Raw genomic sequence first — 21,941 nt, forward strand, 5'->3', positions numbered from 1 at the left:
CTACGATCGTTGCGCCCACACCTTCTTCTCGGCCATCTGCATCGCAGCCGCCGTCATCTTCTGGCTCTGATCAATGAGTCCTGAGCCTAGACAGCTGCATGATCCCACCGCCCTTCGACTGCCAGGCCTGCGGCTCCTACTCGCCGGCATAGCCGCGGTTTTCGACCGAGGCCGATGCCGATCTCGATATAATTCCGGAAAAATTCGTCGCCGCCGATCTCAGCGGCATGCGTTGCGACATCTGACGGCGCGGCAGATGATCAGCGCCACTGGACGGTCGTCATGCGCGAGATCGAGCGCCAGACCGGCTGCGGCACGAGCCGGATACGGCGACGCGGATCGTACCGGGCGACTCCTTCGGCGCCTGATCTGAAACGATATTCCCAAATCTGTTTCAGTTTTCCGACAGGCTCTTTGGGGGTCGCGCAAGCCGAGCGGTCTTGCAATGAAATCCTTGCGTCCGTTGTTTTTCAGTTATTTCGCGCCATCTAAGGAGCACGGCCTCGAGAGATCAGTCGGGTCCGGCTTCAGAAAAATCAAACCTACCGTCCGACTCCGGCAAAACCGGCAGCGTCGTTATCCTGTCGATGGCTCGGTTCGCGCGGACTCGCACGGCAGGATATCCCGGAGAAACCCACAATGACCGACGTAATGAAATACCCATATCTGTCGAGGAGAAGCCAGCAGTTGGATATTTCAGAGACTGATCGGGCGGTCGCCCGTAGCCCGTACGACGTATTCATGGCTGACCGGTTCGACAATTGGGCGGATGGCGGTGAGAAATTTTACTTCGTCGAAGGAGAGCGGCACATTGTGGATGGAATTGCGATGCCGCCTCGCGAAGATTTCGCCCGGCACCGGATCAGTTAGCGGCGCGCCGCCATTTCTCGGGCTGGTTTTGCCGGTCAATGCCTGGGACACAGTCTCAAGGCGAAATACCGTCTGAGCCTCCGCGACGAAGAAGAAACCGAAGGAAGAAATACCATGGACATCGAAATCCGCACCGACAGCAATATCGACGGCGATGCCGACATGGTGGAGAAGGCCAAGAACGAGGTGGAGAAATCACTCGGCCGTTTCGACGCTCATGTGACCAGCATCCATATTCATTTCAGCGACGCGAGCGCCGGAAAGGAAGGCCTGGAAGACATCCAGTGCATGATCGAGGCGCGCATGGAAGGTCGGAAACCCGAGGCCGTCACCGAAAAGGCGAGCACGACCGATAAGGCTCTCGGCAGCGCGATCGGCAAGATGCGGCGGCTGCTTGATTCCGAAATCGGCAAGATGCGTGACGCCAGGTGATTCCAGCGTGCCATTGAGAAGACCGGTTCATCGCGGCGCCCCCGCCATCCATGCTAGACAGCCGCGATGATCCCACCGCCCTTCGACTGCCAGGCCTGCGGGGCCTGTTGCTCCTTTTCGCCGACATGGCCGCGGTTTTCGACCGAGGCCGACGCCGATCTCGACAAGATTCCCGAAAAATTCGTCGCCGCCGATCTCAGCGGCATGCGCTGCGATGGCGCCCGCTGCTCCGCCCTTGTCGGCCGCGTCGGCATTGCCACCTCCTGCGCGATCTATGCGCTGCGGCCGGAGGTCTGCCGCGCCTGCGTTCCGGGCGGAGACGACTGCCTGATGGCGCGCCGCGCTTCCGGACTGGATGATACCGTCGTCGCGCCGCAAGGCGATGCCGTCTGCGAGGCGTAGAGCCAAGCACAGGCGACGGGGATGCTTTTGGCCGCCGACATCCGGCGCGACCGCTATGGCTCGCGGTAGCTCTTCGCATTCAATTCCAGACGGTATTGGCCGGGATACTTGCTGAACAGGAGCGCGCCGCGACGTTCGGAATGGCCGGGAACGTAGTCGAGCGTGACCTCGCTGGTCTCCACCGTCTCCTCGCCGTCCATGAGGCTGCCTTCGACCGTCACCTCTGCGGCGGCGGCATCGCCGCCGTTGAAAGCGCGAAAGCCGATGCGAAACCCGTTCGCCATCGTCTCGGTGCGTCCGGCCGTCACCGCCAGTCGCGGGGTCCGGCCCGTCGCGCTGAACGCCTCGAACAGGATGAACCCGATCATGGCCAGCACGACCACAGCGGAAATCCCACCGACGATCCACTCGATCGGATGCGGCTTGCGGGCCTGGTTCTCGTCCTCCCCGCTCTGTTCGCCCCCGTCGTCCTGCTGATCCCGTTCCATCACTGTCGTCCTTACAAGATCAAGCGCGCGGCGGCGGCGCCGATCGCGGCGGGGAAGCCGAGCACGACCACGGCCCGCAGGATTTCCGTATAGGCCATTCCGTCGGTTCGTCCGAAGGTCCACAGCACATAAAGGCTGATCAGCGCCGCGAGCACATAGCCGACCAGGGTGAAGCGCAGAAAGGCGCTCCACCAGGGCGTGCCGGGCGGCAGCGATTCTTCGCCGTGGAACTCCACGGCATAAACAAACCCCTGCATCAACACGATCGACAGCACGATGAGCGCGACGGCATGCCACTCGGTCATCTTGTAGGAAATGAGCACCATCTCCTCGGTCGGTTCGACATTGAGGCCGAGGAACAGCGCGCCGATGCTCATCAGAAACAATTCGCTGCCATAGTTCACCTCCTCCGGACCGTCGGACGGCTCCGTCTTGTCCCCGCCGAGCTGGCTACGCCCGAGGATGGCGCCGATGCTCGCCGGAACCGCCTGAATGGCGATCGTCCCGACGATCTCGTCGAGCGGCATATCGAAGGTGAGAAGGCCGAAGGTCGCCAGCACGACGGCGCTCGCCAAGATGCCGATCCCATAGGCGATCGCCGCGTCGCGCAGATCATCTTTCCAGTCGAAGGTTTTCTGAAAGCCGGCGTGGGAGGACAACAGCGCCAGAACGGGGATCGTCAGGATCAACAGCAGCGCCAGGCGGAACCGGTCGATATAAAAGCCGATCCACCACATCTCCATGGTCATGATCATGGGAAGCGAAAAAATCAGCGCGCCGCCGAAAGCGCGACCCAGCCCGACGGCGATACGTCGGCGTTCCCAGCGCTGCTCTTCCCTCGGCCAGCTAGGAGACGACGGACCCTCCGCGTCCTGCATCGCCCGTCTCCTTGCAATCGCCAGCGTCAATGCTCAGCAGATCAACGCCGCGTAACAACCGTCCCGGCATCCAGAATTCTATCCTTGACCTCGGCGCGCCTTCATCGCCAGCGCCCTGCTTACCACGCGATTACTCGCGCGCAACGCACCCTGTTCGCTGTTGCTAAGAGTCCGTTTCGAAACTCACTGCGGCGGGTTCAAAGGCCCCTCGGATGGTCGCTCCGCAATGACATGATACCCGATTTCCGCGGGTTTGGGCGTCCCGGGTGAACCATGGAGGCTGGTCTTGGCAGGGTTTCGAAACGGCCTCTAAGACCGGACATCGCTCCGCGCCGCCGTTCGGACCGCGTTCGGCGCCCCTGGCAGCGGCCGAGCCTGCCGCCGCGCTCCCACCTTGCCCCGACCGAAGCGGGGCGGCTCGCGGCCGAACAGCTCCGCCGAAAACGGCTCCGGGGTCCACAGCGCCTTGCGCAAGGCCTCCGCCTCGTGCCGCTCGGCATCGATACGGTTCCAGCGCGGCTGTTCGCTCATCCGGACGGGTTGCGGCGGATTCAGCCGGGCGAACTCGCGGTTCGCCTCCGCCCAATGCTCGTGTTCACGGCCGCTGGGGCGACCCGCCCGTTCCCAAATTTCATAGGCAAGCCTGCGGATCGCATCAGCGTTATCCACCTTCACCATCGCCTCGTCTCCCCGATGTCGGATGGATTAAATATTTAGGGCAGCGTGAGCCCGCCGTAAGGACACAAGACTTAATAAAATCTTAAGCCGGGCAACGGCTCGGGCAGGTTCGCCGCTTTTGTCCGCGCGACTCAGCGCCGGGCCCGTCGGCATGATCGCGCCGCGTTTGGCTCCGGGTCAATGGGTATTCTTGAAATGGCCCTGTCCGCGCTCAGCCGCCGAGGCGGGACGTCATCAAAGCCGCGACCACGATGATCGACCACACCACGATGGTCGCCCACAGCATGCCCATTTCGGCGCTCTTGTAACTCATACGCTTGGACCTTCGTGCGCCGCGCCCATGGGCGCGGGTGACTGCCGCATCTTCGCCTTATTTAGCGCAAGGCCGGGTCGTGTCGAAGGTCGAACTTGGTGGGCGGTTAACGATCACTCCGCGTCCGCCCGCGCCCGGATCGTCTCCAGCGCCGCCGGAACGGCGTCGATCCGGTCGACCAGCGCATCAGCGCCCAGATCTTCGGGGGCGATCGCCGTATAGCCGCCGCGTACCGCGATGACGGTCATTTTCGCCGCCACGGCCGCCTCGACGTCGTTCTCGCTGTCGCCGACGAAGACGACATCGGCGACGCCGAGACCGAGCCGCTCGCAGGCCAGCAGCAACAGGCCGGGCGCAGGCTTCTTGTCGGGGCCGGCGTCACCGCCGACGACAACGTCCAGAAGCTCGAGCAGACCGAAATGGGCGAGAATCTCACGCGTCGCCGCCTCCGGCTTGTTGGTAACGACGCCGATCGGCACGCCGGCCTCCTTGAAGACTCGCGTCGCCTCGCTGGCGCCGGCGGTCAGCGTCGTCAGTTCGGTCGCGCGCGGCTCGTAGATCGCCAGAAACCGCTCCACAGCCTTGTCGCGGCTGGCCGGGTCGATGTCCTTGCCGAGCGCCGCATAGGCCCGTTCGATCAGCTTCGGCACGCCGCCGCCGATCATCCGCGTCACCGCTTCCAGGGTGAACGGCGGCTCGCCATAGCTGGCCAGCGTCTGGTTGAGCGAGGCATGAATGTCGGGCGCCGAATCGACAAGCGTCCCGTCGAGATCGAACAAGACCGCTTTCGGCCATGCCATACCGGCCATCAGGCGGCATCCTTCCATTTGATCGAACAGCCGATCGATGGCACCTGTTCTGTGGGACCCTCGCCGGTCTCGGCGACCTGCTTCATGGCATTGAAGAGATCGCGCCCGGTGTCGTCCGGCGTCGCCTGTTTGCGCGACGCGTCGATGCGGCCGCGATATTGCAGGCCGAGATCACCGTTGAAGCCGAAGAAATCCGGCGTGCAGACGGCCCCATAGGCCCGCGCGACGCTCTGGTCCTCGTCATGGAGATAGGGGAACGGAAAGCCGTGCTGCTCGGCGAAGCGCTTCATGTTCTCGAAGGAGTCCTCCGGATAGGCGGAGGCGTCGTTCGAGGAGATGGCGACCGTGCCGATGCCGAGATCCGCGAGTTCCTTGGCGTCGCGCACCAGCCGGTCGATCACCGCTTTCACATAGGGGCAGTGATTGCAGATGAAGGCGACCAGGAGGCCGTTCGGGCCCTTGTGGTCGAAGATCCGGTGGGTATTGCCGTCGACGCCGGGCAGTTCCGCGTCCACCGCCTTCCAGCCAAAGTCGCAGATCGGGGGTTGTGCCGCCATGGTGAGACTCCTCCTCGCTCAAGTACTATCCTTCGATTAAGGGCAAGCGGCCCGAAAATCGAGCGGGGCGGCGACTAGTGGTCCGATTTCGACATTTGCATCCCGCTTGGAGCTCCCTGGCAAGCAAATGTCGAAATCAAAGGACCACTAGCAACTTTATGACTCTCGTGGATTTTTCAAATTTGACATTTGATTTCGAGTCCGCCGCACGTGGGTATCAAATGTCAAATTTAATCCACTAGCTTCTCAAATCGCCGACAGCCCGCCGTCGACGGGAAGCACCGCCCCCGTCATGAAGCCGTTGGCGGGATCGGCGGCAAACAGCACCGCGGCGACCACCTNCTTCTCAAATCGCCGACAGCCCGCCGTCGACGGGAAGCACCGCCCCCGTCATGAAGCCGTTGGCGGGATCGGCGGCAAACAGCACCGCGGCGACCACCTCCTCGACCTCGGCGAGCCGGCGCATCGGGATGCCGCGCACGATGCGTTTTTCCTCCTCGGAATCGGCGCCGTGGCCGTCGCCGAGCACCATCGCGGTGCGAGCGAAGGACGGGCAGACGGCGTTGACCCTGATACCGCGGCGCGCGGTCTCTGCGGCGGCCGAACGGGTCAAGCCGATGACGCCATGCTTGGCGGCGGCATAGACCGACAACAGCGGCGCGCCCTTCAGCCCGGCGACCGATGCGACATTAACGATGGCGCCGCCTCGGCCCTCGCGTTCGAAGCGCGCTTCCATCGCCGCCAGTTGGTGCTTCATGGCGAAGAAGACGCCCATCAGGTCGATCGCGATCACCCGCTCCGCCTCGGCGGCGTCAATGGTCGAGAGGCGTTTGTAGGCGTGGACGATGCCGGCATTGTTGATGGCGATGTCGAGGCCGTCGAAGCGTTCGATCGCGGTTTCGACCAGCGCTTGCGCCACCGCCTCGCGCGAGACGTCGCCGGCAAGCGTCACGATCTCGGTATCCGGAATATCCTTGGCGGCGGCGGCGAGCGCCGCGTCATCGAGATCGGTGAGGAGGAGCTTTGCCCCTTCGGCGGCGAACGCCTTGGCGATCGAGCGGCCGAAACCGCCGGCCGCGCCGGAAACGAGAACGCTCAGTCCGTCGAAGCGGCGCATCCCCTCAGCCCTCCTTGCCGATGAGCTCGACGGCGAGGCTTGCGATCACCGGGACGCTACGGCCGTAGGACTTGGCCTTCTCGGGATTGGAGGCGTTACCCTGTGTGTAGCGCTTGAAGACGCCTTGCAGGATCGCCGCCAGACGGAAGAACGAGAAGGCGAGATAGAACGGCCAGTTGTCGATGCCCTTGAGCCCGCGCCGCTCGCAATAATGGGCGACATATTGCGCTTCGGTCGGGATGCCGAGCGAGGGCCGGTCGGCATCACCGAGCCCCTTGAACGAACCGACATGCGGCAACCGCCACTGCATGCACTGATAGGCGAGATCGGCAAGCGGATGGCCAAGGGTCGACAGTTCCCAGTCGAGGATCGCCAGGATCTCCGGCTTGTCCTTGCGAAACATGATGTTGTCGAGCCGGTAGTCACCATGCACGAGGCTGGCCGCGCCGTCGTCCTCCGGCAGGTTCTCTTCCAGCCAGGCGGCCAGGGTCTCCATGTCCGCGATCTCATCGGTCTTGGACTGGCGATACTGTTCCGACCAGCGCGACAATTGCCGGTCGAAATAATTGCCCGGCCGGCCGAAATCCGCCAGCCCCACCGCCTCGACATCGACCGAATGCAACGCGGCGAGGGCCGCGTTCATCGCGTCGTAGATGGCGCCGCGCTCCTCGTCACTGTCGATTTCGGGAAGCATCGGGTCCCAAAAGATGCGCCCGTCGAGATGCTCCATGACGAAGAAGGTGCGGCCGAGCGGCGAGTCCGCCTCGTTTGCCAGATGCAGCATTTTCGGAACCGGCACGTCGGTGCCGGCGAGCGCCTTCATCACCTTGAATTCCCGGTCCACCTGATGGGCGGATTTCAGGAGTTCCCCGGGCGGTTTGGCGCGCAGAACATAAGTGCCGCTCGCCGCGTCGAGACGAAAGGTCGGGTTCGACTGGCCCGCCTGGAACTTAACCATCTGCTTGAGGCCTTCAAAGCCCTCGATATGATCCTCAAGATAGCTGCCGAGCGCCGCTTCGTCGATGGTCTGGTCGTCCGTATCCTCGCTCATGACCCGCCGCTCATAGGACTTCAAACAAGCCGGCCGCGCCCATGCCGCCGCCGACGCACATGGTCACCACCACCCAGCGAACGCCCCGGCGCTTGCCTTCGATCAGCGCATGGCCGGTCATCCGGGCGCCGGACATGCCGTAGGGGTGGCCGATCGAGATCGCCCCGCCATCGACATTGAGGATGTCGTTCGGAATGCCGAGCGTGTCGCGGCAGTAGAGCGCCTGGCTGGCGAAGGCCTCGTTCAGCTCCCAAAGGCCGATGTCGCCGACCTTGAGGCCGTTCTTCTCCAGAAGCTTCGGCACGGCGAAGACCGGTCCGATGCCCATCTCGTCCGGGTCGCAGCCGGCGACCGCGATTCCCGCATAGCGCCCGAGCGGCTGAAGCCCGCGCCTTTCGGCGTCCCTCGCCTCCATCAGCACCGCGGCCGAAGCGCCGTCGGACAGCTGCGAGGCATTGCCGGCGGTGATGAAGCGTCCTTCCTTCACCTCCTGCCCGTCCTTGAAGACCGGTTGCAGCTTTTCGAGATCGGCCAACGTCGTCTGCGGGCGATTGCCCTCGTCGCGGTCGAGCGTCACCTCCCGGTCCGAGATTTCGCCGGTTTGCTTGTCCTTGACCTTCATCGTCGCGGTCATTGGCACGATCTCGTCATCGAAGCGTCCGGCGGCCTGGGCTTCGGCCGTCCGCTGCTGCGACTGCAAGGCAAATTCGTCCTGGGCCTCGCGGGTGACACCGTAACGCGCGGCGACGATCTCGGCTGTCTCCAGCATCGACATGTAGAGGTCCGGCCGGTCTTCCCGCAGCCAGGGATCGGCCCTGCGAAACAGGTTCATCTTGTCGTTCTGGACCAGCGAGACCGATTCCAGCCCGCCGCCGACGGCGACCGTCATGTTGTCGAGAACGATCTGCTTCGCCGCGACGGCGATCCCCATCAGCCCGGACGCGCATTGCCGATCCAGCGACATGCCGGCGACGCTTGTGGGCAGTCCGGCGCGAAGCGCGCATTGGCGCGCTATGTTGGTGCCGGTCGAACCCTGCTGGAGGGCCGCCCCCATGACCACGTCCTCGATCTCGGCCGGATCGACGCCAGCCCGCTCGACAGCATGGCGGATCGCGTGGCCGCCGAGCGCCTGCGCCTGGGTGTCGTTGAAGGCACCGCGATAGGCCTTGCCGATCGGCGTGCGCGCCGTCGAGACGATGACCGCTTCTCTCATGGCGGGACTACCCTTTCTGTTCGCTGTCGTTCGATTGCGTGAGGATTCGCGGACTGAAATCAGCTTGCGGGCGGCTCCAGCACGGCAAGCGTGATCCAGTGGGCTGTCAGCGCCGGTTTCGTCGCGCCTTCGATCTCGACCGTCGCGTCCCAGACGGTCTGCAGGCTCACGGCGCGCTCGGTCAGCCCGATCATCTTGAACCGGCCGCGCACGCGCTGTCCGGCCTTGACCGGATTGAGAAAGCGGACGCGCTCGAAGCCGTAATTGATGCCCATCTTGGTGGTCTCGACGCCCGGCAGCGCATCATAGGCGAGCGGCGACAACAACGACAGCGTCAGGAAGCCGTGGGCGATCGTCCCGCCGAACGGCGTTTCGGCCCTGGCGCGCTCCGGATCGACATGGATGAACTGGTGATCGTGGGTCGCCGTGGCAAAAGTATCGATCATCGCCTGATCGACGGTAATCCAGTCGGATACGAACGCCTCGCCGTCCAGATACGCGCGATAGGCGTCGAGCGGCACGAGGCGCGCCCTGAGCGCCGCTTCGGTTGCGGCGACGGAATCCAGTCCCATCAGCCCTCCTGGAACAGTTCGTGTCCGGTTTCGACCCCGATGCCGCCATCGAGCGGCAGGATCGCGCCCGTGGTATATGCACCGCCGCGCCCGCAAAGAAACAGCGCGGCCCCCGCAATATCGTCCGGCGAGCCGATCCGGCCCATGGGAACGCCGCGCCCCACCGCCGCGGCCTTTTCGTCGCTGCCCGTGGCGAACGCCGTCATCTTCGACTGGAAAGGCCCGGGCGCGAGGGCATTGACGGTGATATGACGGCCCGACAACTCCTTGGCGAGGCAGCGGGTCAGATGATGCACCGCCGCCTTAGAGGCCGCGTAGGAATAGACGTTCTCGCTGAGCGGCGCCGCGCCCATCACCGAGCCCAGATTGACGATTCGCGCCGGATCGTCGGCATGTGTGGATTTTTCCAGCAACGGCAAAAGCTGCTGGGTCACGGTGAACAGGCCCGCGACATTGACGCCGAGCACCTTCTGCCAGGCGTCGTAGGGAAATTGCTCCAGGGGTGAGCCCCAGGAGACGCCGGCATTGTTGAACAAAATCTCCAGCCGGTCGGTACGCTCCCGGACCGCGGCGGCAAGCGCCTTGACGCCCACCTCGCTCGACACGTCGCCGGCAAAACCCTCGACCGTGCCGGGATGCCCCTCCGCGTTGATCTCGGCGGCGGTCGCCTCGCAGGCCTCGGCCTTGCGCGAGGCGATCAGGACCCGCGCCCCGGCGCCGGCCAGCGCCGTCGCGATCATCCGCCCGATGCCGGTCGCGCCGCCGGTGACCAGCGCGGTCTTGCCGTTCAACGCGAACAGGCGGTCCAGAATCGACATCGTCATCGGCGTTCCTCTCCTATCGACCGGCTACGCGTGCCGACCCCGCGCAAGGGACTTTCAACGCCCGCAATTGACATCATACCTAAGAGTATGTCCAGTGGCGAAGCGATGGTCAGTGAAAAACAGGACGCCGACGACGGCAAGCAGGAACAGGATGCGCGCAAGCCTCCCGGCTCTTCCCCGCGTTCGCGCCGCGACCGCGACTTTTCTGCCGCGCGCGGCAGTGCGGCGGAATGCGACGGCACGCTTTCGGCACTTCTGGCAGCCGCCGCCCGCGCCTTCGGCGAAAAGGGGCTCGCGGCGACGTCGATCGACGATATCGCGCGGCGCATGGGGGCCACCAAGGGCCTTGTCTACCACTATTACCGCTCCAAGAACGACCTGTTCTTCGACGTCTGTCAGCACGGCATGGCGCTCGACTTCGCTGCGGTCGAGCCCCACGCCGCTTCGCGGGATCGCGCCATCACCCGTCTGCGCGCAATGGCCGAGGCTCATGTGCTGACGATGATGGAGCGTATCGACTTTCAGAACGTCATCTTGCAGGGCGTCTCGCGGCATGTGAACGGGCCGTCGACGCCCGAGGATCGCGCGACGCTGGAGCGGCTCATCGCCGAGCGGGACCGCTACGAAATGCTGTTCCGCGGCGTCATCGCCGATGCCACACGTGAGGGCGATCTCGGCGCCGTCCGCGATGCGTCGATCGCCGGCAAGGCGTTTCTTTCGGTGCTCAATTCACCGGTTTTCTGGTATCGCGAGCGCGACGACGAGACCGCTAGCGACCGGCGGGCCATCGCCCGCGATATCGCCTATTTCGCCCTGCGCGGCGCCGGTGCGGACAGCGCCATTCTTGAGGAGGAATTCGACCAATGAGCAACATGGCCCTCGGCATGACCGACCGCCTGAAGCCGATCCATGCCGCCGTCCGCGACATGATCAGGGATGAGATCGCCCCGGCGAGCGAGGAGTTTCTCGCCGAAGTGTCGAAGGGCGAACGCTGGGTCTATACCGACCGCCAGCGGGACCTTCTCGAAGGTCTCAAGGCGAAGGCGAAAAGCCGTGGTCTGTGGAACTTCTGGCTGACCGACTCCGAGCGCGGCTCCGGCCTGACGATCGTCGAATACGCCTATCTCGCCGAGGAGATGGGCAAGACGCATCTCGGCGCCGAAACCTTCAACTGCTCGGCGCCGGACACCGGCAACATGGAAGTGTTCGAGCGCTATTGCACGCCCGAGCAGCAGAAGCCCTGGCTGCAACCGCTGCTCGAGGGTGAAATCCGCTCCGCCTATCTGATGACCGAGCCGGACGTCGCGTCGTCGGACGCCACCAACATCGCCATGTCCTGCGTCGCCGACGGGGACGACTACGTGCTCAACGGTGAGAAATGGTGGGCGACGGGCGCCGGCGACCCGCGCTGCAAGATCTATATCGTGATGGTCAAGACCGGCGGCGACGACCAGCCCAAGCATCAGCGCCATTCGATGATCCTGGTGCCCGCCGACACGCCAGGCGTCGAGGTCATGCGGGCACTGACGGTCTATGGCGAAGACGACGCCCCGCACGGCCATATGCATATCCGATTCACCCATGTCAGGGTGCCGAAGGCGAATCTGATCCTTGGCGAGGGTCGCGGCTTCGAGATCGCCCAGGGGCGGCTCGGACCCGGCCGCATCCACCATTGCATGCGCGCGATCGGCCATGCCGAGGCGGCGCTGGAACTGATGTGCAAGCGCTCGATGCGGCGCGAGGCCTTCGGCAAGAAGCTGGCCCAGCTCGGCGCCAATTTCGACATCATCGCCGAATGCCGCATGAATATCGAGATGGCGCGGTTGCTGTGCCTCAAGGCGGCCTGGATGATGGATCAGGGCGACGCCAAGGCCGCCGCGCCGTGGATCAGCCAGATCAAGGTCGTGGCGCCGAACATGGCGCTCAAGGTCGTCGACGAGGCGGTGCAGATGCATGGCGGCGGCGGCATCAGCCAGGACGTGCCGCTGGCGCGCATGTGGACGCATCTCAGAACGCTGCGGCTCGCCGACGGGCCGGACGCGGTGCATCGCCGGCAGGTCGCCCGCTGGGAGCTCAGGAAGCACACGCAGGAGAAAGTGTGAGGATGAAAGCCATTGTCTGCGAAAACTACGGTCCGATCGAAAACCTCGCCTATCAGGACGTGGACGACCCTGTGCCCGCCGGTAGCCATGTCGTCATCCGGCCGGAGGCGATCGGCGTCAACTATCCGGACGGGTTGCTGGTCCAGGGCTTATATCAAGCCAAACCCGATCTGCCCTTCATTCCGGGCATGGAGGCGGCGGGCGAGATCGTGGCGGTCGGGCCGAACGCCCAGCGCTTCAAGCTCGGCGATCGGGTCGTCGCCTATATCGAGAATGGTGCCTATGCCGAGCGCGTCATGGTCGACGAGGCCGCCGCCATGGCGCTTCCCGATGGCCTGGACGCCGGCGCGGCCTGCGCCCTTCTCTGCGGCTATGGTACGGCGCACCACGCACTGAAACAGCGTGCGGCGCTGCAGCCCGGCGAGACGCTGCTGGTTCTCGGCGCGGCCGGTGCGACCGGGCTCGCGGCAGTGCAGATCGGCAATGCGATGGGCGCGAGGGTCGTCGCCGTCGCCTCCTCCGAGGACAAGCGGGCGCTCGCCGTCTCCGAGGGCGCCGAAGTCGCGATCGGCTATGACGACCTTCGCGCCGACATCAAGCGGCTGACGGACGGCAAGGGCGTCGACGTCGCCTTCGATCCGGTCGGTGGCGAAGCATTCGACGCGGTGTCGCGATCGATGGCGTGGAACGGCCGCCTCCTCGTCATCGGCTTCGCCTCGGGCACGATCCCGCAATTTCCGGTGAACCTTGCCCTGGTCAAAGGCTACAGCGTCGTCGGCGTGTTCTGGGGCGCCTTCACCCGCAAGGAGCCGGAGGTGTTCGCCGACAATATGCGCGAACTGATGGAGTGGGCGACGGACGAACGGATTGCTCCGCATGTCTCAGAGCGGGCAAACTTAGCCGACGCCGCCGATGTCCTCAAACGCATTCACAACCGGCAAACGACCGGCAAGATCGTCCTGGTTCCGTAGGCCGCTCTTCAGGCCACCGGAGCCGCGCCGGAGAGCGTCGGGCTGGAGACCGATCCCGTCTCCTCGCCGAGGCGAACGAAGACCCAGTCGGTCAGCATCGCGCCGATCCACATGCCGATCAGCGCCGTCCAGGCCGTAACCGCGAGGATGGAACCGCCGGTGACGCCGGCGCCGACCGCGCAACCGCCCGCCAGCATGGCGCCGAACCCCATCAGCACCGCACCGAAGATATAACGTGGCATGGTGTGCCCGCCGTCGAAATTCTCGATCTTGAGCTCGCCGGCCAGCAACGCAGCGGTGAACGAGCCGAGGAAGACGCCCGGCATGATGCCGATGGCGAAATCGACCGCGTGGTCGGGCCAATTCAGGGTGAGCATGAGGAGGTCGGCGGATGGGCCGGAAAAGGTCAGCGATTCCGTCGGCACGATCCCGAACGCGGTCTGCGAGGCGGTGTAGGTGAACAGCCAGCCGGCCGGGATGGCGAGGCCCACGCCGAGCGCGCCGATCCAAATTTGTGATCTAACCCGCTTGTGCAGCGCCACGACGATGCCGGCGGCCAACCAGACGAGGCCGATACCGAGGCCGACCTCGTTCCCGACACCGAGCCAGGCGAGAATATCGCGGTCCGGTCCGCCGTCGATCAGCCACCAGCCCGACAATTCGCTTCGCAGGGGTGCCAGCACGCCGCGATAGGCGGCCTGGGCGGACACCGCGAAAACCAGGCCCGATAGCAGCGCCCGCAGATTGCCGGTGGCCGATAGGACGAGCAGTCGGGTGGCACAGCCGCGCGACGCGATCATCCCGACACCGAACAGGAGACCGCCGATCGCCGCGCCGGACATGCTGCCGGTGACCGCCAGCATCCGGCTTTGCGAGACATCGAGCCAACCGGCCAGAATCGCGGCCTGCACGCCGACCAGCGCCGCCGAAAAACCCAGCAGCCAGACGACGAGTTTGGCGCCGGGTTCACGGCGGCGGAATTCGATCACGGCCGAACGCAGGCAAAAGCGGCTGCGCTGGGCGAAGGCGCCGAACATGAAACCGATGATGACACCGCCCGCCACCAGGACGTTCGTCTCGCCGAACCGGTCCATCAATGAGGCGAGATCCATCCTCTGCCCTCCATTCGTCATTCCAAACGATATATTTGGATATTTGAATGAATCCGGCGTCCGCGCCTTGATCTACGTCAAGTGGCAGCGGCAGTGGAGGCGTGGTAGCGGCATGCGGGGCGAAGGGGAATGGCCGGAGCGTCGTCGACGGCGGTGGAGCAAGCTGTGACGCCGTGCCTTGCCAGCGTCCTGCCGGCACCGCATGATCCACGTCGCGACACCGGGGCCGGAAATAGCCGGCCGAGAATGTTTTAGCCGAACAGCTCGAGATCACCGCCGGGGTCGATTGGCCGCGCAGCGCCGTTGACCGCCTGACGCGAAATCGCGAGCCGGTGTTTCAGATCGCCGAGACGGACCGTTTCGAGCGCCGATTGCAGGGCGACCTCGTATTCGGCCGGAGCGTGGTCTCCGGCGACAGCGAGAAACGTCGCGAGATTTTCGAGCGTCTGCTGCGTACGATCGATGCTCTGCACGGCGCGCACGTAAGGCGCGTCCTGCCGCGGATGGTCGGTGCAGATCAGATCGTGCATCGCTTCGGTCATTTCCGCCAAAGCGTTCAGCTCGTCGGAAATGATCTTGAGCAGATCGGGCAGAGGGCTCGTGGTCATGATGCTACGCTTCGGTTAGTGGGATGGGCGCTCGGTGGACCACGCTGGGGTGGTCCACGCGGGCTTGTGACCGTGTCAGAATAGTTCGACTTCTCCGATCGACTGGGGCTTTCTGATGGGAGGCGCGACCTGGATGACGGGCATTGCCGCTTTTTCGAAGAATATCTGCCGCGCCCGACCCGTATGGGGCCAATATTCGATCCGCCGGCCGACCCCTCCGCCGAGACTGCCGCCCAGATAGATGATGTTCTCCATCTGCAGGAAACGCTCAGCGAAAGCGGCATTCTTCGAGCCGACCTCGGACAGACCGTCCATCGCCCGCGCACCGCCGAACAGCTTCGCTTCGAGATGCCCGCGCCGCGCGCCGCGCTGCAGCAGCCCGTTGATCAGCAGCTCCATCAGATAAAGACCGAAGCTCTCGGCGCGCGCGCCCTCCTGACCGCTGCTACCGGGCAGCAGAAAGTGGTTCATCCCGCCGACACCTGCGCCCGGATCCCGGATGCAGGCCGCGACACACGAGCCCAGAAGCGTGGTCAGGATGGTATCCGGACCTTCGTCGACCTTGGCTTCGCCTTGCATGACATGGACGCGTCGCCCTTCGCTTCGTCCCGTCATTATTGCAGGCGTCCGACGACGGCTTCCATGGTCTTCTTGAGCACAGGCACGGTGATAGGCTTGGCCAGAAAGTTGTTGACGCCGAGCTGCGCGGCCTTCTGCACCAGCTCCCGGTCGCCCGCGCCGGTCAGGATGATAAACGGCGTCTTCTTGGTCGGCGCGTAGGATCGCACCGCTTTCAAGAGCTGGATACCGTCGAGCTTGGGCATATTGAAGTCCGAGATGATAATGTGGCACGGGGCCGACATCATCGTCCGCAGCGCCTCTTCACCATCGACCGCAAAGACGATGTTCTTGATACCAAGTTGTTCCAGCGCATCACGAATGAGCATGCGGCTTGTTCTATGATCGTCGACGATCAGAACCTTCAATTGATCTACAATGCCCATGGCGTTGTTCCTTTCGGCCGCATTACAAGCGAATTTGATGAATCTATCCTCAATTTCGCTGTGTTTTTTATAGAGGTTTCGCTTTGCGAGCGGTTCATACGAATATCTCCCGCGCCACGCGCGACAGCGGCAGTCGCTTTTGCGCGGCGCCAATCTCATATGCGACGCGCGGCATGCCGTAGACGAGCGAGGTTTCCTCGTCCTGAGCGAGGGTCCGGGACCCTCCCTTCCGCATTTCCAAAAGCCCCTGCGCGCCGTCCCGGCCCATCCCGGTGAGGATTACGCCTGTCGACCGGTCCTTGAAATTCTTGGCGATCGACGCGAACAGCACGTCGACCGACGGTCGGTGTCCGCAGACCGGGTCGTCCGCCACCAGCGCGATGGTCAATTGGGTGCCCTTTCGCAGCATCATGTGACGGCTGCCGCCCGGAGCCAGGTAGACATGGCCCTGGCGAATCGCTTCGCCGTCCTTGGCCTCGCTGACATGGGCGGGACAAATCCGGTTGAGCCGTGCCGCAAAGGAGGCGGTGAAGGCGGCCGGAAGATGCTGAACGATGAGCGTCGGGGGGCAGTCGGCGGGAAATTCGGCGAGAACCTGCATCAACGCCTCGACGCCGCCCGTCGAGGATCCGATGCCGATCAGGTCCGGGCCGGATTGGGACCGCGCCAAAGCTCTGTTCGCCGTGCCGTTGCCGGGGTGCTCGACGGCAGCCATACGGCGTTTGACCAGGCCGGCCTTGGCGCGGTTGGCCTCCTTGATCAGGTTGGGCAGAATGTCGAAGGTGTTGCTACTGGCGCCTGGCTTGGCGATGCAGTCGAAAGCGCCGAGTTCCAGCGCCTCCAGCGTGACGGCGGCCCCCGGCGCTGTCAGATTGGACACCATGATCACCGGCGTCGGGCGCAACGTCATGATCTTCTGGAGGAATTCGATGCCGTTCATGTTCGGCATCTCGACGTCCAGGGTCACGACGTCGGGATCGAGCGCCTTCATTTTCTTACGTGCTTCAAAGGGATCGGCTGCTTCGCCGACCACTTCGATTCCCGGGTCGCTATTCAACGCATGCCGGATGAGCGCGCGCATCGTCATGGAATCGTCGACCACTAAGACTCTGGCAGGTGACATGCTCACGCTTTCCTTTTTCCGGCGGCGCAGCCGCCTGACGAATCGCCAAACCTCGGCGCGCCAGCGCTATTGCCTGCGCGATGCGCGCGCACATCACGATGATTCGGTGTGGGGTTAAGACGCAATCCAGTCATCGAACCGCCCTCACGCCGTCTTGCGATAGGAGGTGTTGGCGTCATAGGTCATCACCTTGGCCGCCTCTCCCGCCAGCCGTTCGGAATGGCCGACATAGAGAAAGCCGCCCGGCTGGATGCGCTCGGCAAAGCGGCTCCACACGCGTTCTCGCGTCTGCTGATCGAAATAGATCGTGACGTTGCGGCAAAAGATCGCGTTGAACTTGCCCTTCATCGGCCACTGGCCGATCAGGTTCAATTCTCGGAACGACACGAGATCGCGCATGGCGTCGACCACCTCGAACGCCATCTCGTTGACGCTGCCGGATGCGGGTGCGCCACTATCCGGGCTGGCCGACCGGAACCAGCGGCGACGCATATCGGCCGGCACGGCGGTCAGTTCGCTGGATGCGTAGACCCCCGCTCGGCCGGTGGCCACGACATTGGGATCGATATCGGAGGCGAGAATGCGAATATCGTGGTCCGCCGCATCCGGCATGAGCGAGAGCAGCGTCATCGCGATCGAATAGGGCTCGTGTCCGGTTGAACATCCCGCCGACCACAGGCGCACGCGCCCACCGCTCTTGGCGGCATTCAGCAGCGGGGGGAGGAAGTGTTCACGCAGGTGATCGAAATGGTGCTGCTCGCGAAAGAACTGCGTGACGTTCGTCGTCAGCGAGGCGAGCATGGTCATGCGCTCGCTGGCGCCGCCGGCATCGTTCACCAGCGCACAGTAATCCTTGAAGCTGCGCATGCCGAGGCTGCGCAACCGCTTCGACAGGCGCGAATAGACCAGCGTCGCCTTGGACGTTGTCAGGTGGATGCCCGCGTCCTCGTAGAGCATTTCCGCGATCTTCATAAAGTCGGCTTCCGTCATCGGGAACTCGCCGGCGACGATCGAAGCGGACGCTGAGCCTCGCGGCCTCACGGTCTTCTCCTGCTGTCTGTCAACACTCACAGCGTGTTACTCCATGGCCAGCCGTAGGCGTTCGGCGCGATTGCGCCGGGCCAGACGGGGCAGCACCCGATTTCGTACCTCCCTGCGGAGGGTTTAGGGTAGTCTTAGCTCAAGCTGCAGCTTGCAGTTGTGGCAAGACATTGTCCGTTGCGATCAGCGAGATCATGCGTCCCTCGATCGCCATAACGCCCCTGACGAACTGTTTCGCCAGTTCCGAAGCGATATCGGGCGTCGGCTGCAGTGCATCGTCCGTGACTGTCAGGATATCGGAGACGGCGTCGACGAGCAGGCCGAACAACTGGTGCTCGGCACGCACCACGATGATGACGCTGCGCGCGCTCGCTTCCGTCCTGGCGAAGCCAAGCCTTGCGGCGAGATCGACGATCGGCAGCACCGCGCCGCGCAGATTGATCACGCCGTTCACATAGGAGGGCGCATGCGGAAGCGGCGTTGCCGCCGTCCAGCCGCGAATCTCCCGCACCGACATGATGTCGACGCAGAATTCCTGTTCCCCGATCCGAAAGGCGATCAGCTCGCGGCCGTTTCCCTCGCCCTTGTTGTCGTTCTCGGCGGGATTGGCAATTTGGTTTGTCATCGATTTCACTCCGCTGCCTGCTGAAGTCCGTTGCTGTGAATGCCGTCAGTGCGCGACGTCGCGACGATCACGTCGACATCGAGAATGAGAGCGACGCGCCCGTCGCCGAGGATCGTCGCGGCGGCGATTCCCGGCACGCGGCGATAATTGGCTTCAAGACTCTTGATGACGACCTGGCGCTGCCCCTGGATGGCGTCCACCAGAAGCGCCGAGCGGGTGCCGTTCTCTGCTTCCACGAGGATCGCGACACCGGTCGTCGCATTGGTCGGGGTCGTGGTGTAGGCCAGTTCGCGGCCGACATCGACGAGGGGCAAGAAGGCGTCGCGCACCTTGATCAGCCGCGCATCGCCGCCAAAGCCCTTCACTTCTTCCGGCTTCGGCTGCAGCGTCTCGATGATGGCCGTCAGCGGCACCACAGCCGTCTGGTCCCCGACGGTCACGATCATCCCGTCCAGCACCGCCAGCGTCAGCGGCAGGCTCATGGTGAAGGTCGAGCCCTTTCCGGGTTTGGAGGTGATCGAGACACGCCCGCCCAAAGCCTGGATCGAACGTTTCACGACATCCATGCCGACGCCGCGGCCCGACAACTCGGAGATCTCGCTTGCCGTCGAAAAGCCCGGCATGAAGATGAGGTTGTCGATCTCTTCGTCCGAAAGATTGGCCTCGGCCGCGACCAGGCCCTTGGAGATCGCGATCTCGCGCACTTTCGGGCGGTTGATGCCGGCGCCGTCATCGGAGATTTCGATGACAATCCGGCCGGAGCGGTGCATCGCCGCGACCTTGACCGTGCCCTCTTCCGACTTGCCGGCCGCCAGTCGCACATCGGGCTTTTCCAACCCGTGGTCGATGGCGTTGCGGAGCATGTGGGTCAACGGATCCGCAAGCCGCTCGATCACGGTTTTGTCGACCTCGGTCCACTCGCCCTCGGTCACCAGACGGACGGTCTTGCCGGAGATTTCCGCGACCTCGCGGGCCAGCCGCGGCAAGCGCTGGAACACCGATTTCACCGGCTGCGCGCGGATCGCCATGACGCTGTCCTGAATCTCCCGGGTCAGCTGTTCGAGTTCGTCGAGGCCGACGGCGACTTCCGAGGCGCGGGCAAGCCCCGCCTGATAGGTGCGCTGCGAGAGCATGACCTGATGAATGACCAGCTCGCCAACCAGATCGATCAGCCGGTCGACGCGTTCGAGATCGACACGGATGGTCTGGGCCGGACTGCCGCCGACATTGCCGGATTTGGCCTCGCTCGCATCGGCCTTCGCCGGTTTCTCCACCGGAGCGCTGGCCGACGATGCGGCCGCCGCTTCCGGCGCGGCCGCCGGCGCCGGCGCGGGCTGGTCTGCCATCACCGGCTTGGATGCCTTGGGTTTGTCCGCCTTGGGAGCTTTGGCCGCCGGTGCCTCGTCGGCAGCCGCATCGCTTGCCGCTTCGCCACGCAGGCTAGCCAGAAGGTCGGCCAGGTCCGAATCGACATCGACGGCACCGTCGGCCGATCCGGTATCCGAATCCAGGATTCGCTCGATCGACAGGTCGCAATCGTCTTCGACGAATTCGAAGACCTCGCGGATCTTCTCTTCGCTCTCCACCGTCGTCAGATCGACGGTAAAGGTGAAATAGGCGCCCTCGGGATCGAGATCGGACAGGAGCGGAATCTCGCTCGTGTCGCACTGGACATTGCCCTCGCCCAGTTCGAGCAGATCCCGGAGGACGCGAACACTGTCGTTCGCCTTGGCATAGAGGGCGGCGTGCGGGCGGAAGATGATCCGATAGGCTTGGTCGCCACCGCCACCGCCACCGATCAGTTCGTCGAGGTCGACGGCGACGGGAACGAAGCCGAAGTCGTCATCCACACTATCCGCACTATCCGCGCTGTCCTCTGGCTCTGGCGCATCCGCGGCGGCGTCCGCCGGGGTTTCGCCCTTGGCGGCCGCGACCAGATCCTTGAGCTCGGCGGCCAGGCCCTCGTTGCGGGACGCATCGACCGTGCCGCCGTCACGGGCGACCGTCACCAGATCGGCCAAGGCATCGGCCGCCCGCAGCATGACCTTGATGACGACATCGCTCGCTTCCAGCCGGTCCGACCGGAGTTCGTCGAGCGTCGTCTCGAAGATGTGGGAGAAACGGACGAGGTCATCCAGACTGAAGGCGCCGGCGCCGCCCTTGATCGAGTGCACGGCGCGGAAAACGGCATTCACCGTATCGGCGTCAGCCTCGCCGTTTTCGATCGCGAGCAGACCTGCCTCGAGTTCGGCAAGCTGCTCGGCGCATTCCTCGAAAAAGGTCTGCCGGATTTCAGCCATCGCATCCATTGTGCTACCCTATTCTCGCCTTCGAACCTGAAAGTCGGACCGTTGTTACGGCCTCAAGCTTGCCAGGCGCTTTCCGAATTATGATTACGCTGCGACGCGGTTGATCGCGTCGAGGAGTTTGACCGGGTCGAATGGCTTGACGATCCAGCCGGTCGCTCCGGCGAGGCGCGCGCGCTGCTTCTTTTCCGCGTCGCTTTCGGTGGTCAGGACAAGGATCGGGATCGCCCGGCGACTGGGATCTTCGCGCACCTCCTCGATGAACTGAAACCCGTCTTTGCGCGGCATGTTGATATCGGTGATGATAACGTCGGGCTCGACCTCCATCCCCTGCAGAACCTCGATGCCGTGGGCACCGTCCTCGGCCTGGACCACGATGAAGCCGGAAGATGTCAGCGTCGCTCGAAGCATCTCGCGCATGGTTCGCGAATCGTCGATCGTCAGAATTGTCCTGCTCATGCCGCGATGTCCTTTTGGCTGAAGGTTTCCGAAAGACCGAGAAGGTCGAGTCCGGAGCGAAACGTCTCCGACGGCTCGACGATGGTGAATGCGACCTCATCCGCGTGCCACGTCGCCGCAGCCGAATGAAGAACCTGGATGCACTGCGCACCCACCTTCTCCACGCTGGCGGCATCGACCGTGACCGGCTTGCCCCGCAGCGTCAGGAGTTGGTCGAAGAGCGGACCTGCCGCCTTCAGATCGAGGATGCCTGGGAGTTCCACTGCCGCCCCTGCACGTGTTGGTTTTTTCGCCATCAGAACTCTTCCCAGCTGTCGGTGTTGGTCTGTTCGGCACGGGCGGCGCCGCCGGTGCCGGTGGTCTTCATCTGCGGCACGCCCCGCGAC

At 64.1% G+C, this 21,941-nt stretch carries 26 protein-coding genes; 6 read left to right on the top strand and 20 right to left on the bottom strand.

Translation table 11 applies throughout. From position 1 onward, the window contains the following. The first annotated feature begins 639 nt into the window (after positions 1-639). The 3 genes from VQ044_RS19175 (at position 640) to VQ044_RS19185 (ending at position 1,704) form a co-directional block, all read left to right on the top strand. The gene (locus VQ044_RS19175; RefSeq protein WP_327648966.1) at positions 640-870 is read left to right on the top strand and encodes a hypothetical protein; all 231 of its coding nucleotides are present in this window, start codon (positions 640-642) and stop codon (positions 868-870) included. A 114-nt stretch (positions 871-984) separates the two neighbouring features. Next, the gene (locus VQ044_RS19180) at positions 985-1,302 is read left to right on the top strand and encodes an HPF/RaiA family ribosome-associated protein (protein ID WP_327648964.1); all 318 of its coding nucleotides are present in this window, start codon (positions 985-987) and stop codon (positions 1,300-1,302) included. 66 nt (positions 1,303-1,368) lie between these two features. Further along, positions 1,369-1,704, top strand: coding sequence for a YkgJ family cysteine cluster protein (locus VQ044_RS19185; protein ID WP_327648962.1), 336 nt, complete (start codon positions 1,369-1,371; stop codon positions 1,702-1,704). 53 nt (positions 1,705-1,757) lie between these two features. On the opposite strand, the gene VQ044_RS19190 is transcribed toward VQ044_RS19185, so the two are convergent. The 10 genes from VQ044_RS19190 to VQ044_RS19235 form a co-directional block, all read right to left on the bottom strand. After that, on the bottom strand, positions 1,758-2,192 hold the full coding sequence (locus VQ044_RS19190) for a TIGR02588 family protein (protein WP_327648961.1): 435 nt from the start codon (positions 2,190-2,192) through the stop codon (positions 1,758-1,760). A gap of 11 nt (positions 2,193-2,203) precedes the next feature. Beyond that, a complete protein-coding gene (locus VQ044_RS19195; protein WP_327648960.1) occupies positions 2,204-3,070 on the bottom strand; it encodes a TIGR02587 family membrane protein in 867 nt (288 codons plus the stop codon). A 309-nt stretch (positions 3,071-3,379) separates the two neighbouring features. Then, positions 3,380-3,748, bottom strand: a complete 369-nt coding sequence (locus VQ044_RS19200; RefSeq protein WP_327648959.1) for a DUF2934 domain-containing protein — start codon at positions 3,746-3,748, stop codon at positions 3,380-3,382. A gap of 426 nt (positions 3,749-4,174) precedes the next feature. Further along, a complete protein-coding gene (gene gph, locus VQ044_RS19205; protein ID WP_327648958.1) occupies positions 4,175-4,870 on the bottom strand; it encodes a phosphoglycolate phosphatase in 696 nt (231 codons plus the stop codon). Beyond that, positions 4,870-5,427, bottom strand: coding sequence for a thioredoxin family protein (locus VQ044_RS19210; RefSeq protein ID WP_327648957.1), 558 nt, complete (start codon positions 5,425-5,427; stop codon positions 4,870-4,872). The genes gph and VQ044_RS19210 overlap by 1 nt, the downstream gene beginning before the upstream one ends. 346 nt (positions 5,428-5,773) lie before the next feature. Continuing rightward, positions 5,774-6,544 (bottom strand): SDR family NAD(P)-dependent oxidoreductase, encoded by a 771-nt coding sequence (locus tag VQ044_RS19215; protein WP_327648956.1) that lies wholly within the window; start codon positions 6,542-6,544, stop codon positions 5,774-5,776. Positions 6,545-6,548: 4 nt separating this feature from the next. Beyond that, positions 6,549-7,595 (bottom strand): phosphotransferase family protein, encoded by a 1,047-nt coding sequence (locus VQ044_RS19220; protein ID WP_327648955.1) that lies wholly within the window; start codon positions 7,593-7,595, stop codon positions 6,549-6,551. A gap of 10 nt (positions 7,596-7,605) precedes the next feature. After that, a complete protein-coding gene (locus VQ044_RS19225; RefSeq protein ID WP_327648954.1) occupies positions 7,606-8,808 on the bottom strand; it encodes an acetyl-CoA C-acyltransferase in 1,203 nt (400 codons plus the stop codon). 59 nt (positions 8,809-8,867) lie between these two features. Then, entirely contained in the window at positions 8,868-9,380 is a 513-nt protein-coding gene (locus VQ044_RS19230; protein ID WP_327648953.1) for a MaoC family dehydratase, read from the bottom strand. Further along, positions 9,380-10,198, bottom strand: a complete 819-nt coding sequence (locus tag VQ044_RS19235) for an SDR family oxidoreductase (protein WP_327648967.1) — start codon at positions 10,196-10,198, stop codon at positions 9,380-9,382. The genes VQ044_RS19230 and VQ044_RS19235 overlap by 1 nt, the downstream gene beginning before the upstream one ends. A 111-nt stretch (positions 10,199-10,309) precedes the next feature. Here VQ044_RS19235 and VQ044_RS19240 point away from each other — a divergent pair, with 111 nt between their 5' ends. The 3 genes from VQ044_RS19240 to VQ044_RS19250 are packed head-to-tail and all read left to right on the top strand — an operon-like array spanning position 10,310 to position 13,277. Further along, the gene (locus VQ044_RS19240; RefSeq protein ID WP_327648952.1) at positions 10,310-11,071 is read left to right on the top strand and encodes a TetR/AcrR family transcriptional regulator; all 762 of its coding nucleotides are present in this window, start codon (positions 10,310-10,312) and stop codon (positions 11,069-11,071) included. Then, on the top strand, positions 11,068-12,306 hold the full coding sequence (locus VQ044_RS19245; RefSeq protein WP_327648951.1) for an acyl-CoA dehydrogenase family protein: 1,239 nt from the start codon (positions 11,068-11,070) through the stop codon (positions 12,304-12,306). The genes VQ044_RS19240 and VQ044_RS19245 overlap by 4 nt, the downstream gene beginning before the upstream one ends. Positions 12,307-12,308: 2 nt before the next feature. Further along, entirely contained in the window at positions 12,309-13,277 is a 969-nt protein-coding gene (locus tag VQ044_RS19250; RefSeq protein ID WP_327648950.1) for an NADPH:quinone oxidoreductase family protein, read from the top strand. A gap of 8 nt (positions 13,278-13,285) precedes the next feature. Here the strand turns inward: VQ044_RS19250 and VQ044_RS19255 are convergent, their stop codons facing one another. From VQ044_RS19255 to VQ044_RS19300, 10 genes are all read right to left on the bottom strand, one after another. Further along, the gene (locus VQ044_RS19255; RefSeq protein WP_327648949.1) at positions 13,286-14,389 is read right to left on the bottom strand and encodes a YeeE/YedE family protein; all 1,104 of its coding nucleotides are present in this window, start codon (positions 14,387-14,389) and stop codon (positions 13,286-13,288) included. Between the two features lie 251 nt (positions 14,390-14,640). Then, complete coding sequence (locus tag VQ044_RS19260; protein ID WP_327625695.1) at positions 14,641-14,997, bottom strand: hypothetical protein; 357 nt, start codon at positions 14,995-14,997, stop codon at positions 14,641-14,643. A 75-nt stretch (positions 14,998-15,072) separates the two neighbouring features. Beyond that, the gene (locus tag VQ044_RS19265; RefSeq protein WP_327648948.1) at positions 15,073-15,612 is read right to left on the bottom strand and encodes a chemotaxis protein CheD; all 540 of its coding nucleotides are present in this window, start codon (positions 15,610-15,612) and stop codon (positions 15,073-15,075) included. Beyond that, complete coding sequence (locus tag VQ044_RS19270) at positions 15,612-16,001, bottom strand: response regulator (RefSeq protein WP_206453204.1); 390 nt, start codon at positions 15,999-16,001, stop codon at positions 15,612-15,614. Before VQ044_RS19270 ends, VQ044_RS19265 begins: the two co-directional genes overlap by 1 nt. 94 nt (positions 16,002-16,095) lie before the next feature. Then, on the bottom strand, positions 16,096-17,124 hold the full coding sequence (locus VQ044_RS19275; protein WP_327648947.1) for a protein-glutamate methylesterase/protein-glutamine glutaminase: 1,029 nt from the start codon (positions 17,122-17,124) through the stop codon (positions 16,096-16,098). 144 nt (positions 17,125-17,268) lie between these two features. Beyond that, positions 17,269-18,114 (bottom strand): CheR family methyltransferase, encoded by an 846-nt coding sequence (locus VQ044_RS19280; RefSeq protein WP_327648946.1) that lies wholly within the window; start codon positions 18,112-18,114, stop codon positions 17,269-17,271. Positions 18,115-18,304: 190 nt separating this feature from the next. Then, entirely contained in the window at positions 18,305-18,778 is a 474-nt protein-coding gene (locus VQ044_RS19285; protein ID WP_442872958.1) for a chemotaxis protein CheW, read from the bottom strand. A gap of 17 nt (positions 18,779-18,795) precedes the next feature. Continuing rightward, entirely contained in the window at positions 18,796-21,099 is a 2,304-nt protein-coding gene (locus tag VQ044_RS19290) for a chemotaxis protein CheA (RefSeq protein ID WP_327648945.1), read from the bottom strand. Positions 21,100-21,183: 84 nt separating this feature from the next. Then, entirely contained in the window at positions 21,184-21,555 is a 372-nt protein-coding gene (locus VQ044_RS19295) for a response regulator (RefSeq protein ID WP_327648944.1), read from the bottom strand. After that, entirely contained in the window at positions 21,552-21,851 is a 300-nt protein-coding gene (locus VQ044_RS19300; RefSeq protein WP_327648943.1) for an STAS domain-containing protein, read from the bottom strand. Before VQ044_RS19300 ends, VQ044_RS19295 begins: the two co-directional genes overlap by 4 nt. Positions 21,852-21,941 lie beyond the last annotated feature (90 nt).

The sequence above is a fragment of the Aurantimonas sp. C2-5-R2 genome (assembly GCF_036549495.1).
In the GTDB taxonomy this organism is placed as follows: Bacteria; Pseudomonadota; Alphaproteobacteria; order Rhizobiales; family Rhizobiaceae; genus Aurantimonas; species Aurantimonas coralicida_A.

Coding starts and splice junctions, on each gene's coding strand:
- VQ044_RS19175 (WP_327648966.1), top strand. CDS start 640: ATGACCGACGTAATGAAATACCCATATCTGTCGAGGAGAAGCCAGCAG.
- VQ044_RS19180 (WP_327648964.1), top strand. CDS start 985: ATGGACATCGAAATCCGCACCGACAGCAATATCGACGGCGATGCCGAC.
- VQ044_RS19185 (WP_327648962.1), top strand. CDS start 1,369: ATGATCCCACCGCCCTTCGACTGCCAGGCCTGCGGGGCCTGTTGCTCC.
- VQ044_RS19190 (WP_327648961.1), bottom strand. CDS start 2,192: ATGGAACGGGATCAGCAGGACGACGGGGGCGAACAGAGCGGGGAGGAC.
- VQ044_RS19195 (WP_327648960.1), bottom strand. CDS start 3,070: ATGCAGGACGCGGAGGGTCCGTCGTCTCCTAGCTGGCCGAGGGAAGAG.
- VQ044_RS19200 (WP_327648959.1), bottom strand. CDS start 3,748: ATGGTGAAGGTGGATAACGCTGATGCGATCCGCAGGCTTGCCTATGAA.
- gph (WP_327648958.1), bottom strand. CDS start 4,870: ATGGCCGGTATGGCATGGCCGAAAGCGGTCTTGTTCGATCTCGACGGG.
- VQ044_RS19210 (WP_327648957.1), bottom strand. CDS start 5,427: ATGGCGGCACAACCCCCGATCTGCGACTTTGGCTGGAAGGCGGTGGAC.
- VQ044_RS19215 (WP_327648956.1), bottom strand. CDS start 6,544: ATGCGCCGCTTCGACGGACTGAGCGTTCTCGTTTCCGGCGCGGCCGGC.
- VQ044_RS19220 (WP_327648955.1), bottom strand. CDS start 7,595: ATGAGCGAGGATACGGACGACCAGACCATCGACGAAGCGGCGCTCGGC.
- VQ044_RS19225 (WP_327648954.1), bottom strand. CDS start 8,808: ATGAGAGAAGCGGTCATCGTCTCGACGGCGCGCACGCCGATCGGCAAG.
- VQ044_RS19230 (WP_327648953.1), bottom strand. CDS start 9,380: ATGGGACTGGATTCCGTCGCCGCAACCGAAGCGGCGCTCAGGGCGCGC.
- VQ044_RS19235 (WP_327648967.1), bottom strand. CDS start 10,198: ATGTCGATTCTGGACCGCCTGTTCGCGTTGAACGGCAAGACCGCGCTG.
- VQ044_RS19240 (WP_327648952.1), top strand. CDS start 10,310: ATGGTCAGTGAAAAACAGGACGCCGACGACGGCAAGCAGGAACAGGAT.
- VQ044_RS19245 (WP_327648951.1), top strand. CDS start 11,068: ATGAGCAACATGGCCCTCGGCATGACCGACCGCCTGAAGCCGATCCAT.
- VQ044_RS19250 (WP_327648950.1), top strand. CDS start 12,309: ATGAAAGCCATTGTCTGCGAAAACTACGGTCCGATCGAAAACCTCGCC.
- VQ044_RS19255 (WP_327648949.1), bottom strand. CDS start 14,389: ATGGATCTCGCCTCATTGATGGACCGGTTCGGCGAGACGAACGTCCTG.
- VQ044_RS19260 (WP_327625695.1), bottom strand. CDS start 14,997: ATGACCACGAGCCCTCTGCCCGATCTGCTCAAGATCATTTCCGACGAG.
- VQ044_RS19265 (WP_327648948.1), bottom strand. CDS start 15,612: ATGACGGGACGAAGCGAAGGGCGACGCGTCCATGTCATGCAAGGCGAA.
- VQ044_RS19270 (WP_206453204.1), bottom strand. CDS start 16,001: ATGGGCATTGTAGATCAATTGAAGGTTCTGATCGTCGACGATCATAGA.
- VQ044_RS19275 (WP_327648947.1), bottom strand. CDS start 17,124: ATGTCACCTGCCAGAGTCTTAGTGGTCGACGATTCCATGACGATGCGC.
- VQ044_RS19280 (WP_327648946.1), bottom strand. CDS start 18,114: ATGACGGAAGCCGACTTTATGAAGATCGCGGAAATGCTCTACGAGGAC.
- VQ044_RS19290 (WP_327648945.1), bottom strand. CDS start 21,099: ATGGATGCGATGGCTGAAATCCGGCAGACCTTTTTCGAGGAATGCGCC.
- VQ044_RS19295 (WP_327648944.1), bottom strand. CDS start 21,555: ATGAGCAGGACAATTCTGACGATCGACGATTCGCGAACCATGCGCGAG.
- VQ044_RS19300 (WP_327648943.1), bottom strand. CDS start 21,851: ATGGCGAAAAAACCAACACGTGCAGGGGCGGCAGTGGAACTCCCAGGC.